The 12,653-nt window shown below is 51.0% G+C and carries 8 protein-coding genes; 6 read left to right on the top strand and 2 right to left on the bottom strand.

Annotated features, from left to right (window positions below; all coding sequences use genetic code 11):
* Positions 1–52: 52 nt before the first annotated feature.
* On the bottom strand, positions 53–1,948 hold the full coding sequence (locus tag M0415_RS19540) for a DUF885 domain-containing protein (RefSeq protein WP_249552900.1): 1,896 nt from the start codon (positions 1,946–1,948) through the stop codon (positions 53–55).
* 285 nt (positions 1,949–2,233) lie between these two features.
* Here M0415_RS19540 and M0415_RS19535 point away from each other — a divergent pair, with 285 nt between their 5' ends.
* Complete coding sequence (locus tag M0415_RS19535; protein WP_249552902.1) at positions 2,234–2,662, top strand: MarR family winged helix-turn-helix transcriptional regulator; 429 nt, start codon at positions 2,234–2,236, stop codon at positions 2,660–2,662.
* Between the two features lie 35 nt (positions 2,663–2,697).
* Positions 2,698–3,450 (top strand): siderophore-interacting protein, encoded by a 753-nt coding sequence (locus tag M0415_RS19530; protein WP_249552904.1) that lies wholly within the window; start codon positions 2,698–2,700, stop codon positions 3,448–3,450.
* A gap of 66 nt (positions 3,451–3,516) precedes the next feature.
* Here M0415_RS19530 and hutI read toward each other — a convergent pair whose 3' ends face one another.
* A complete protein-coding gene (gene hutI / locus M0415_RS19525) occupies positions 3,517–4,743 on the bottom strand; it encodes an imidazolonepropionase (RefSeq protein WP_249552906.1) in 1,227 nt (408 codons plus the stop codon).
* A gap of 197 nt (positions 4,744–4,940) precedes the next feature.
* Between hutI and hutC the strand changes: the two genes are divergently transcribed.
* The 4 genes from hutC (at position 4,941) to fdnG (ending at position 12,652) form a co-directional block, all read left to right on the top strand.
* The gene (gene hutC / locus M0415_RS19520; protein WP_011715378.1) at positions 4,941–5,648 is read left to right on the top strand and encodes a histidine utilization transcriptional repressor HutC; all 708 of its coding nucleotides are present in this window, start codon (positions 4,941–4,943) and stop codon (positions 5,646–5,648) included.
* 123 nt (positions 5,649–5,771) lie between these two features.
* Entirely contained in the window at positions 5,772–7,442 is a 1,671-nt protein-coding gene (hutU, locus tag M0415_RS19515) for a urocanate hydratase (protein WP_011620933.1), read from the top strand.
* 47 nt (positions 7,443–7,489) lie between these two features.
* Positions 7,490–9,031 (top strand): histidine ammonia-lyase, encoded by a 1,542-nt coding sequence (hutH, locus tag M0415_RS19510; protein WP_249552908.1) that lies wholly within the window; start codon positions 7,490–7,492, stop codon positions 9,029–9,031.
* A 606-nt stretch (positions 9,032–9,637) separates the two neighbouring features.
* On the top strand, positions 9,638–12,652 hold the full coding sequence (gene fdnG / locus M0415_RS19505; RefSeq protein ID WP_157705907.1) for a formate dehydrogenase-N subunit alpha: 3,015 nt from the start codon (positions 9,638–9,640) through the stop codon (positions 12,650–12,652).
* Position 12,653: the final 1 nt, after the last annotated feature.

The following is a 12,653-nucleotide window of genomic DNA, read 5'->3' as shown; positions in this document are numbered from 1 at the left end:
GGGCCGCCTAAGCTGCCCCTATATTGAGATGATTTGAGCTGTTTTACCCGAGTTAAACCTTGGTCTCGGCGGCGGCATTGGCCGCCTTAGCGGATTCGAGCCACTGATCCATCTTTTGCTCCAATAAATCTAAGGGCAAGGCACCATTTTCGAGCAGCCTGTCGTGGAAGACTTTAATGTCAAACTTATCGCCCAAGGCTTTTTTGGCCTTAGTGCGCAGTTCGATAATTTTCAGCTCGCCCAGCTTGTAACCTAAGGCTTGCCCCGGCCAAACCACATAGCGCTCGATTTCGCCCGTGGCTTCAGAGAGGTGTATTCCCTCAGTCGCCACTGCATAATCAATGGCTTGCTCACGGCTCCAGTCCTTGGCATGCATACCCGTGTCGACCACTAAGCGCACCGCGCGGTGTAACTCAGACTGCAAGCGACCAAGGTCATTAATCGGATTATCCTGATACATGCCCATCTCGGCGGCTAAACGCTCGGCGTACAGCGCCCAACCTTCACCCGCGGCATTAGAGTAAAAAATGGTACTCAGCAGCGGCAAGGTATCCGACAGACCAATGAGCGTCTGTAGATGATGGCCGGGATTGGTCTCGTGGTAGGTTAAGGTTTGCAGCGAATAGGAGGGCAGTGCCGCCATATCGTACAGGCTTATCCAGAAGGTGCCCTTACGTGAACCATCCTGTGAAGGTGCATCGTAAAATGCACCACTGGTTGCGGCGGCGCGACTGTCTGGCACGGCTTCAACCGCAACCTCTTGATTCGGTAACAGCCCAAACCACAGCGGTAATTTGGCGTTCACTTTCGCCAGATAGCCGTGAATGTCCGTCATTAATTGCTGTTTGCCCTCGGCGGTATTGGGGTAGATGTATTTAGGATCCTTAAGCAATCGCTGCATACGCTCGCCAACTGTGCCTTTGCGGTAACCCACTTGTTTGAGTAACACATCCATCTCGGCGGTAATGCGGGCGACTTCGTCTAATCCCAGTTGGTGGATCTCATCTGGGGTCATCTCCGAATTGGCGAGGTGCTTAATCATCGCCTTGTAAAGTTTCGCGCCCTGAGGTTGGTGGCCGAGTCCTGCCACATGGGTGGCCTTGAGGCGCACGGCTTGCAGTGCGGAAATCAACTGACGCGTTGCAGGGTAATATTTAGTCTCCACAAGGTCAGCGGCAGAGTTCGCCAACGCTTCACTGTCTGGTACTTGGGCGGCGGTTAATTTGGCTTTAAAACTGCTGACCAAGGGATGCTCATTAGCATGGTGCACTAACTGTTGCTGCAAACCCGCTATGGTCTTATCGATAATAAAATCGGGTGGGATTACCCCCATTTGCACATCTTGATCCAGCTTATCGATAACTGTGCCCATGGCGGCAGGGTACATGGTTAAGCGGTTAAGATAGGCCTTGGCTTGCTCTGGAGTGGTGACCGCAAACTTATCTTCCATATACCCCGGAAATTCAACATGCAGCCCCGATAAGTGGTTGACGACATAAGGTAAAAACCAAACGCCGTATTCACCGAGCATAGTGCCATAAGCCACGGTTTCGGCTGGCAGCAGGGCGCCAGCGATTTCGGATTTTATCGACCCTAAACTCACTTGCTCCGAGGCGCTAAGCTGACTGGCATCAATAGCGTTGAGTTCGGCTAATATGGTCTTAAGTGCTTTACGGCGATGATTTTCCCCCGATGGGCTGTAATCGGTCAGCTTAGAGAGCACATCCTTGCCCGCCTCATCCTCGGCCACGCCATAATAGGTGGCGATTTCGGGTCTAAGGGCAAAATAACGTTGAGTGATTGGCGCGAGTTGCTGCTTAAGGCTCAATACTGGGACGGCCTTTTCGGCCTTGGCCTGCTCAATGGTTTGATTGGTCTGTGTTGGGTTTGGATCGCTACAGCCCGTTGCTAACATGGCCAGCATTAAAGCATTTATTATTCTTTTCATCGGGTTACTCATACAAAGACATTGAGGCAAATCCGTTATCGAACTGACACCCCAAGTGTTAAACCGTGTTTTGTGTGATCAAGCTCAAATTTGAGCGGTTATCCTAGCAGTTTATTGCATCCAAGCCGCAAGAATTTTGTTACTCGTTTTGAGTGGATGAATTGGATTGACTCATGGCCGTAAGTTTTGTTGGTCTTAATCAGTCATTCACCCAATGGTTATTTGGTTGATACAGTCAACCAATATCGATATTGTTGATACTGTCAACTATATCGAGATGCCATTATGTCAGCCACTTCCCTCGGTGAAACCTTGCACAGATTAGTTCATGCCTACAAAAAACAGCTGCGTGCGGATATTGCCGCGCAGCAGATTGAATTACCCGTTACCCATATTCGGGCGCTCAAGGGGATTTGCCGTCATCCCGAGGCCACGGCGCAATCTATTGCCCTGCGTATGCAGCGGGATAAAGCCCAAATTACGCGGGTGCTCAATGAGCTACAGCAGGGCGGTTATATCCTAAAAGTCGATAATCCAAAGGATGGCCGTAGTCAGTTGTTGAGGCCGACGACGCAGGGCGAGCAGTTGATGACGCAAATTATTGCCGCCGAAAAAGCCACCGTTGCCCATATGACCCAAGCACTCGATCAGGATGAAATTGCGGTGTTCATCCGTATTGCCAACCAGATCAGCGATAGCGTGGCGGAAAGCTAACAATTGAGTGCCATTTATCTTTTTGGAGTTTAAGTATGAACAGACCCGCTCCGCGCGAATTGACCGTGATAGGTAAAACCCAAATCACGCCACATATGCTACGTATCACCTTAGGCGGCGCTGGCTTTGCAGGTTTTCCCGCCGATCAAGAAAGCGCCTATATCAAGTTACTGTTTCCGCAGCCGGGGGATGAGCGGCCATTAATGCGCACTTATACCATTCGTCAGCAGCGGATGAATGAAATCGATGTGGACTTTGTGTTGCACGACACCGATGGCCCCGCATCCCGTTGGGCAAAGTCGAGCGAGATTGGGGATACCATCCAAATCGGTGGCCCCGGACTGAAAAAACTGATCAATGTGGATGCCGAGTGGTTTTTACTGGCAGGGGATATGACGGCTTTGCCCGCCATCAGCGTGAACTTGGCGCAATTGCCAAGCAATGCCGTGGGTTACGCTGTGATTGAGGTGTTAAGTGAAGCCGATATTCAGCCCTTAGTGCATCCTAGCCATGTGCAATTGCATTGGGTAATTAATCCACAAGCCGACCCAGAAGGTAAGCCCTTAGCCGAATGCATTGCCCAGTTGCCAAAACTGGAAGGGCAAGGCGCAGTATGGCTCGCCTGTGAATTTAGCAGTATGCGCACCCTAAGAAAGCTGCTTAAGCAGACATACGACCTACCGAAAAGCCATTTTTATACATCAAGTTACTGGAAAATCGGCTGTAATGAAGGCGAGCATAAACTGGTAAAACAACAAGATGAGCAGTTAGAGAATGGCGCTCACTAACCGCAGATATGATTGCTAAACAAGCCCGCCAGTATCCATGGCGACCTTGTTTAGCTGAACCGCGGATTATTGATGCACTAACTTACCGTTTTTCACTACATCCTTGCAGGGATTCACGCCGTAGCTATAGGCGAGTTGCGCCGGGGTGGCGATATCCCATAGACAGAAATCCGCCTGTTTGCCGACCACTAAGCTGCCGACACTCTCTTCAATCCCTAGTGCCTTAGCGGCATTCAATGTTAAACCCGCAAGCGCTTCCTCTGGGGTTAAGCGGAACAGGGTGCAACCCAGGTTCAGCATCAGCAGGGTCGAGCCGATGGGCGATGAGCCGGGGTTAAAGTCGCTGGCGAGCACCATAGGCACCGCGTATTGACGCAATAAGTCGATAGGCGGTTTTTGGGTTTCCCGCAAAAAGTAAAACGCGCCCGGTAACAGCACGGCGCAGGTGCCACTTTCACTTAGGGCTTTAACGCCAGCCTCATCCAAATACTCAATATGATCAACCGACTTAGCCCCTAAACGTGCGGCTAATTCAGAGCCGCCCATATTGGATAATTGCTCGGCGTGCAGTTTAACTTGCAGGCCAGCCGCCTTGGCGGCGCTCAGCACGCGCTCGGTTTGCTCTAGGTTAAAGGCGATGTTTTCACAGAATACATCCACCGCATCCGCAAGATTTTCGGCAATCACCGCAGGCAGCATCTTATTGATAATTAAGTCGACATAACCGTCGCTATTGTCTTTAAACTCGGGCGGTACCGCATGGGCACCGAGGAAGGTGGTCTTTACATCCACATGGTGATGTTGGCCGAGTTCGCGAGCCACGCGCAGGATTTTGAGTTCGGTTTCGGTATCTAAGCCATAGCCTGATTTGATCTCAACCGTGGTAACGCCTTCCTTCGCCAAGGCATTTAAACGCTGGCGCCCGAGGTCGAATAGTTCGGCTTCGTCGGCCTCACGGCAGGCATTAACCGTGGAAATAATTCCGCCGCCAGCACGGGCGATTTCCTCGTAGGTGGCGCCCTTTAGGCGTAGCTCGAATTCGTTGGCACGATTACCTGCAAACACTAAATGGGTGTGGGCATCAATCAGCCCTGGAGTGATCCAACCGCCCTTGCCCCTGTAAACAGGAATGGACAACACATCGAAGGCAGGCAGCTCGCTGCGTGGGCCTAACCAGGCAATTTTACCGTCTTTAACTGCGATAGCCGCATTGGTAATTGCGCCGTAAGGTGCTGATATGGAAGGGTCCATTGTTGCTACGTTAACGTCTATCCAAACCTGATCCCAAGACATTGTAATCCCTCGCTGCGTTGGCTTTTTTGCCCCGCAAACTCTTTATTATCGAAAGTTATGTGAGCTAGCTTGTATTTACTTGTATATACAAGCTAGGATTGTAGCCGCAATTTTGAACGTTTGAAAGTGGCTCAGTGTTTTGGTGTGTGAGTACCTACCACGCCAAACCTAGGTAGATTTTATCTTGAGGAAGTGTTTTGGCTACGCCTAAGTTTGCAGAAATTAAGCAATATATCATTGGCTGTATCGAGTCTGGTGAGTGGGAAGAAAATGCCCGTGTCCCCTCGGAAAACCAGCTGGCCGAACTGTTTGTCTGTAGCCGGATGACGGCGCGTCGCGCCCTGACTGAGCTGACAGACAACGGCGTGCTTGAGCGCTCACAGGGGCTGGGCACCTTTGTGGCGGGGCGAAAGTCGCAATCCTCCATGTTGGCGATCCGCAACATTGCCGATGAAATCAAAGACCGTGGTCATGGTTACAGTGTGCAGCAGTTAGCACTGAGACAAGTGAATGCCACCGCGCCTATCGCCATTGCACTGGCGCTGGAGCTCGGGAGTCCGGTGTTTCATTCGGTGTTAGTACATTGCGAGCAGGGCGTACCGCTCCAGGTTGAGGAGCGTTATGTGAATCCCGCCTTTGCACCTGATTACTTAGAGCAGGACTTTAGCGAGCAGACACCCCATGAATACCTGTCGCAGGTGGCTCCGCTGACCGAGGCGCACCACACCATCGAAGCCATTATTGCCAGTAGCGAATTGCAGCAGAGGTTAGCCATTCCGGCGACCGAACCCTGTTTACAGATTTCACGCCGCACTTGGTCACGCCAAGGGGTGGTGAGTTTTGCCAAATTAGTACACCCGGGTAGCCGCTTTAAGCTCGGCGGACACCTGACATTTAATAAATAACGTACGCAAACAGAGGTGAAGGCTTATGGCATTCATCCGATGTTTAGCGACAAAAACACAATAAAAACAATAGCACTCAGCCGAATGGCGAGTGAGTTCAACAGGTTGAAAGAGGACATCTCAATGGACAAGCGACACGATCCAAGCCGCCGCATTATTGCGCCCCATGGTAGCCAACTAAGCTGCAAAAGCTGGTTAACCGAAGCGCCAATGCGCATGTTAATGAACAACTTACATCCCGATGTGGCCGAGCGCCCAGAGGATTTAGTGGTTTACGGCGGTATCGGCCGCGCGGCCCGTGACTGGGACTGCTACGACAAGATTATCGAAGTACTAAAACGCCTCGAAGACGACGAAACCTTAATGGTGCAATCGGGCAAACCTGTGGGTGTATTCCGCACCCACGCGGATGCACCGCGCGTGCTGATTGCTAACTCTAACCTAGTGCCACATTGGGCAAACTGGGAACACTTCAACGAGTTAGATAAGCAAGGTTTGGCCATGTATGGCCAGATGACTGCGGGTTCGTGGATTTATATCGGTACTCAGGGCATTGTCCAAGGCACCTACGAAACCTTCGTTGCCGTGGCAAAGCAACACTTTGGCGGCGTGGCTGCGGGTAAGTGGATCCTCACCGGTGGTTTAGGTGGTATGGGCGGCGCGCAAACGCTGGCCGGTACTATGGCTGGCTTCTCAGTGCTCGCCTGTGAAGTGGATGAAACCCGTATCGATTTTCGTCTGCGTACCCGTTATGTAGATAAAAAGGCGACTTCATTAGACGAAGCCTTGGCTATGATCAACGATGCCAATGCCTCGGGTAAACCCGTATCTGTGGGCCTGCTGGCTAACGCCGCCGATATCTTTGCCGAATTAGTGAAGCGTGGCATTACTCCTGATGTCGTCACCGACCAAACCTCTGCCCACGATCCGCTGAACGGCTATTTGCCACAGGGCTGGACCATGGCGCAAGCGGCTGACATGCGTAAAACCGATGAAGCCGCCGTTGTTAAAGCGGCTAAAGCCTCGATGGCGGTACAAGTGCAAGCCATGCTGGATCTGCAAGCGGCAGGCGCGGCGACCTTAGACTATGGCAACAACATTCGCCAAATGGCCTTCGAAACCGGCGTTAAAAACGCGTTCGATTTCCCTGGTTTTGTGCCCGCTTATATTCGTCCACTCTTCTGCGAAGGTATCGGCCCATTCCGTTGGGTGGCCCTATCTGGCGATCCTGAGGATATCTACAAGACCGACGCCAAAGTGAAGGAGCTGATCCCCGACAATCCACATCTGCACAACTGGTTAGATATGGCCCGTGAACGTATCGCCTTCCAAGGTTTGCCAGCGCGTATCTGCTGGGTGGGCTTAAAGGACCGTGCGCGTTTAGCTCAAGCCTTTAACGAGATGGTGAAAAACGGCGAGCTGTCGGCGCCAATCGTCATTGGTCGTGACCACTTAGACTCAGGCTCAGTCGCCAGCCCTAACCGTGAAACCGAATCTATGATGGACGGCTCAGACGCAGTCTCTGACTGGCCATTACTGAACGCACTGCTAAACACGGCTAGCGGTGCAACTTGGGTGTCGCTGCACCACGGTGGTGGTGTAGGCATGGGCTTTAGCCAACACTCAGGTGTGGTGATCGTGTGTGATGGTACTGAGGCCGCCGCTAAACGTGTTGGCCGCGTGCTGTGGAACGACCCTGCGACAGGCGTGATGCGCCATGCGGATGCGGGTTATGAGATCGCGAAAAACTGTGCAAAAGAGCAGGGCTTAGATCTGCCCATGCTTAAAGACTAAATATGCAACAAACCGTGAAAAACAACGACAAGAATACGGATGTAAAAATGAAATCAGTCAATCATTTAGTATTAACGCCTGGCAGTTTAAGTCTGGCGCAACTGCGTGAAATCAGTCGCCATAAGCTGACACTCGAACTGGCACCAGAGGCGATTACCGAGATCAACACCAGCGCGCAAATCGTGCAAAAGGTGCTGGATGAAGGTCGCACCGTTTACGGCATCAACACGGGTTTTGGTCTGCTGGCCAACACTAAGATTGCCCCGGAAGATCTGCAATTACTACAACGCTCTATCGTGTTATCCCATGCGGCGGGCACGGGCCAATATATGCAGGACGCCACAGTGCGCCTGATGATGGTGCTAAAAATCAACTCCTTAAGCCGTGGCTTCTCGGGTATCCGTTTAGAAGTCATCAACTTCCTTATCAGCCTAGTGAATGCCGAGGTTTACCCTTGTGTGCCTGAAAAAGGTTCTGTGGGTGCCTCTGGCGACTTAGCGCCGTTAGCCCATATGTGTTTGCCGCTGTTGGGTGAAGGCGAGATGAGCTATCAAGGTCAGATTATTTCGGCCGCCGAAGGCTTAGAAATCGCCGGCCTCAAGCCAATCGATTTAGCCGCGAAGGAAGGCTTAGCCCTGCTCAACGGTACTCAGGCTTCTACTGCACTGGCGCTGGAAGGTCTGTTCCACGCTGAAGACTTGTTTGCTGCAAGCTCAGTGATTGGCGCCATGAGCGTCGAGGCCGCCATGGGTAGCCGCAGTCCGTTTGACCCACGCATTCATGCGGCCCGTGGTCAGAAAGGACAAATCGATGCGGCCATGGTGTTCCGTCATCTGCTGGGCGAAGAGTCTGAAATCAGCTTAAGCCACATCAACTGCGAGAAGGTGCAAGATCCTTACTCACTGCGCTGCCAACCACAGGTATTAGGTGCGTGCTTAACCCAAATCCGCCAAGCGGCCGAGGTGCTAGGCACAGAAGCCAACGGTGTGACCGATAACCCGTTGGTATTCCAAGATACTGGCGACATTATCTCTGGCGGTAACTTCCACGCCGAGCCCGTTGCTATGGCAGCAGATAATTTGGCGATTGCGATTGCCGAATTAGGCGCGATTGCTGAGCGTCGTATTGCGCTGCTTATCGACTCTAGCCTGTCTAAACTGCCACCTTTCCTGGTGAAAAACGGCGGGGTGAATTCGGGCTTTATGATTGCCCAAGTGACGGCGGCGGCATTGGCCTCTGAAAACAAAACCTACGCCCATCCAGCATCGGTCGACAGTTTACCAACCTCGGCCAACCAAGAAGACCATGTGTCTATGGCGACCTTTGCGGCGCGCCGTTTACGGGATATGAGCGAAAATACCCGTGGTGTGTTAGCGGTTGAGTTATTGGCGGCAGCCCAAGGTTTGGACTTCCGCGCGCCATTAATGCCAAGCAAAGCAGTTGCGCAGGCGAAGGCCGAGCTACGCGAAGTGGTTGCCTACTATGATAAAGACAGATATTTTGCGCCGGATATCGATGCGGCCACGGATCTGCTTTATACCGCCAGCTTCAATGCTTACTTGCCCCAAGGCGTATTGCCGAGTCTGTAATACGCAGTCTTTGGCACCGATAACCCATCCGGGGGTGAAAAGTGCCGAAGTAAGTGCTCAATAAAGTAAAGGCATAGCGATTTGCTATGCCTTTTGTCTATCTATGCGGCGATTTCGCTGTTTTTGCACTTTGTACTTTAGGTGTGTTTAACACCGCAGGATGAGTGCTTTTTTATCCAATCTTTACATTGCCAGCTTTGATCGCTGTCTATCCGTCCAAAACTGGTAAATCTGAGGTGTTTTTAACCATCTCTTATTTCATTTCGGCTTTAAACTCATACTTTATATAACCGTAATATGCCATTGTGAGACAAAATGGGTCTTGCTTGTTGGACAAAATGTCTTTTGATGTTTTTTGAATTTATATCTTTATTCATTCGTAATTTTTGAGATTAAAATCTAAAAATGTTCAGTTAAATCTGGGTTAATGGTCATTTATTCTGTAGCTAGTGAATTGCGATCTTGATCTCATGTCATTATTTGTTATCTATTTTCACTTTAAGGATAATCTTAAATTAAGTGGGGGCTTTATTGACTCACTCAAACGATTGCAGCGTTACCACTGCAATTACCCAACTCATAACGACAAAAGTGTGAGAGAACGCTATGAACAGACGCCAGTTTTTTAAACTGTGTGCGGCCGGAGCGGCAACCTCAGCGATTTCAGCGCTGGGATTGATGTCCGAAAAGGCCTATGCAGCAGTGCGAGAGTTTAAGCTGATCGGAGCCAAAGAAACCCGTAACAACTGTCCGTATTGCTCGGTCGGTTGTGGCCTGCTGATGTACAGCCAAGGTAGCGGGGGCAAAAACTCTGAGCATGCTATTTTCCATATCGAGGGTGATGCCGATCATCCAGTAAACCGCGGTGCATTGTGCTCTAAGGGTGCTGGCCTTGTGGATTATGTTAACAGTCCACACCGTTTACAGTACCCAGAATATCGCGCCCCCGGCAGCAACAAGTGGGAACGGATCAGCTGGCATGATGCCTTTAAACGTATTGCTCGTTTAATGAAAGATGACCGTGATGCGAACCTGATTGAGAAAAACGCCGATGGCGTAACGGTTAACCGTTGGTTAACCACAGGGATGATGACCTCATCCGGTATGGCCAATGAAAGCGGCTTAGCGACCCAAAAATTTGCGCGCGCTTTAGGCCTAGTGGCTATCGATACTATTGCACGTAACTGACACTCCCCAACGGTAGCAAGTCTTGCTCCAACATTTGGGCGCGGTGCTATGACCAACCACTGGATCGATATTAAAAATTCTAACGTAGTGATTATTATGGGCGGTAATGCCGCAGAAGCTCACCCTGTCGGATTCGGCTGGGTTACAGAAGCTATGCAGCATAACAATGCTAAGTTGATTGTGGTTGACCCACGTTTCAACCGCAGTGCGTCATTGGCAGATCACTATGCCCCAATCCGCTCAGGAACTGACATAGCATTCCTTCTGGGTGTGATTCGCTATTTGATTTCGACCAATCAAGTTAACTTCGATTATGTGAAAGCCTATACCAACGCCAGTTATCTGGTGCGGGATGATTTTGACTTCCATGACGGCCTATTCTCAGGCTTTGATGAAGCAAAAGGTGAGTACAACAAAGAATCCTGGTTCTACCAACTCGACGAAGACGGTTATGCCAAAGTGGATGAAACACTTGAGCACCCGCGTTGTGTGTGGAACTTACTCAAACAACACGTAGAACGTTATGATTTTGCAACGGTAAGTAATATCACTGGTACGCCAACAGCGGACTACCAAGTGGTGTGTGACGCCATTGCGAGTACTCATACTAAAGACCGTGTGGCGACCTTTATGTATGCGCTGGGCTGGACCCACCATAGTAAAGGTGCGCAGAACATCCGTTCTATGGCGATGATCCAGTTATTACTGGGCAACATTGGTCAGTTAGGCGGTGGTGTTAACGCATTACGCGGTCACGCCAACGTGCAAGGTTCAACCGACATGGGGCTATTGGCCCAAAGTTTACCCGGTTACCTTAAACTGCCAAACGATAAAGAACCGACCCTAGCGGCTCACTTGGCGGCGAACACGCCTAAGCCATTGCGCCCAGGTCAAACCAACTACTGGCAAAACTATCCGAAGTTTTATGTGTCCCTGCTCAAAGCCTTCTGGGGTGAAAACGCGACGCCTGAAAACGAGTTCGGTTATCAGTGGTTACCTAAGTGGGATCAGATGTATGACTTCGGTAAGCATCTGGACATGATGTACCGTGGCAAAGTGAACGGTTGCATTGTGCAAGGGGTTAACGCCATTAACTCCATGCCTAACCGCAACAAGAATATCAAGGCACTGAGTAACCTTAAGTACTTAGTGGTGCTTGATAACTTGTCATCGGAAACCGCCACCTTCTGGCAAAACGAACCCGGTTTTAACGAGGTCGATACCGCAAGTATTCAAACCGAGGTCTTCCGCCTACCTGCGACCGTGTTCGCAGAGGAAGAAGGTTCGATCGTTAACTCTGGCCGCTGGATGCAATGGCACTATAAAGGGGCTAATCCTCCAGGCGAAGCGATGTCGGACTCAGAGATTGTCTCTGGTCTGTTGCAGGAACTAAAACACCTCTATCGCGAAGAGGGTGGCAAACTGCCAGAGCCGATTGAAGCGATTAACTGGAACTATATCGATCCGCACAACCCAAGCTCTATCGAACTGACGAAAGAGTTGAATGGTTATGATGTCGCGACTAAGCGTCAGATCAGCAGCTTTGCTGAACTGAAGGCCGATGGTAGTACCGCGAGTGCCTGTTGGATTTACGCGGGGTCTTGGACCGAAGCCGGTAACCAAATGGCTCGCCGCGATAACCATGACCCATCGGGTAAAGGCATCACGCCGGGCTGGGCCTTCGCATGGCCGCTCAACCGCCGCGTCCTCTACAACCGTGCCTCTTGCGATGTGAACGGTAAACCTTGGGATGAGCACCGTAAGATTGTCGAGTGGAAAGACGGCAAGTGGGAAGGGATAGACGTGCCCGACTTCAATGCCAAGTTGAATCCACAGGAAAGTGCGCATCCTTTCATTATGCAGGCTGACGGCGTGGGTCGTTTCTTCGCGCTCAAACTGCTGAAAGAAGGACCGTTCCCTGAGCATTACGAGCCTGTCGAATCGCCCATCGGCACCAACCCTCTGCATCCCAATGTGGTGCACAGCCCTGTGCTGCGTTGGTTCGAAGGGGTGAAAGACACCATAGGTACTAAAGAGGAATATCCCTACGCCTGTACCACTTACTCACTTACAGAACACTTTAACTTCTGGACGACACACTGCCGTTTAGCGGCGATTGCCATGCCAGAGACCTTTGTGGAAATGAATGAGCAATTGGCGGCAGAAAAAGGCATTAAGAATGGCGATTGGGTGAAAGTGAGTTCGAAACGTGGCCACATTCTCACCAAAGCCTTAGTGACTAAGCGTATGCGCCCATTGCAGGTCAATGGTCAAACGGTACACACACTCGGTATTCCACGTCACGGTAGCCATAACGCGCTCACACGTAAGGCCTATAGCTGTAACGTCCTTACCACTGAGATGGGTGATGCCAACACGGGTGTGCCTGAGTACAAAGCGTTCCTCGTGAATGTTGAAAAGGCGGAGGTCTGAT

This window comes from Shewanella sp. 10B (genome assembly GCF_023475885.1).
Lineage (GTDB): Bacteria > Pseudomonadota > Gammaproteobacteria > Enterobacterales > Shewanellaceae > Shewanella > Shewanella mangrovisoli.
This window is presented reverse-complemented; position numbering and strand designations above follow the sequence as displayed.

Bases quoted from the DNA above. Each gene is read 5' to 3' on its own strand.
- hutH (WP_249552908.1), top strand. From the start codon at position 7,490: ATGAAATCAGTCAATCATTTAGTATTAACGCCTGGCAGTTTAAGTCTG.
- hutU (WP_011620933.1), top strand. From the start codon at position 5,772: ATGGACAAGCGACACGATCCAAGCCGCCGCATTATTGCGCCCCATGGT.
- hutI (WP_249552906.1), bottom strand. From the start codon at position 4,743: ATGTCTTGGGATCAGGTTTGGATAGACGTTAACGTAGCAACAATGGAC.
- M0415_RS19530 (WP_249552904.1), top strand. From the start codon at position 2,698: ATGAACAGACCCGCTCCGCGCGAATTGACCGTGATAGGTAAAACCCAA.
- M0415_RS19535 (WP_249552902.1), top strand. From the start codon at position 2,234: ATGTCAGCCACTTCCCTCGGTGAAACCTTGCACAGATTAGTTCATGCC.
- M0415_RS19540 (WP_249552900.1), bottom strand. From the start codon at position 1,948: ATGAAAAGAATAATAAATGCTTTAATGCTGGCCATGTTAGCAACGGGC.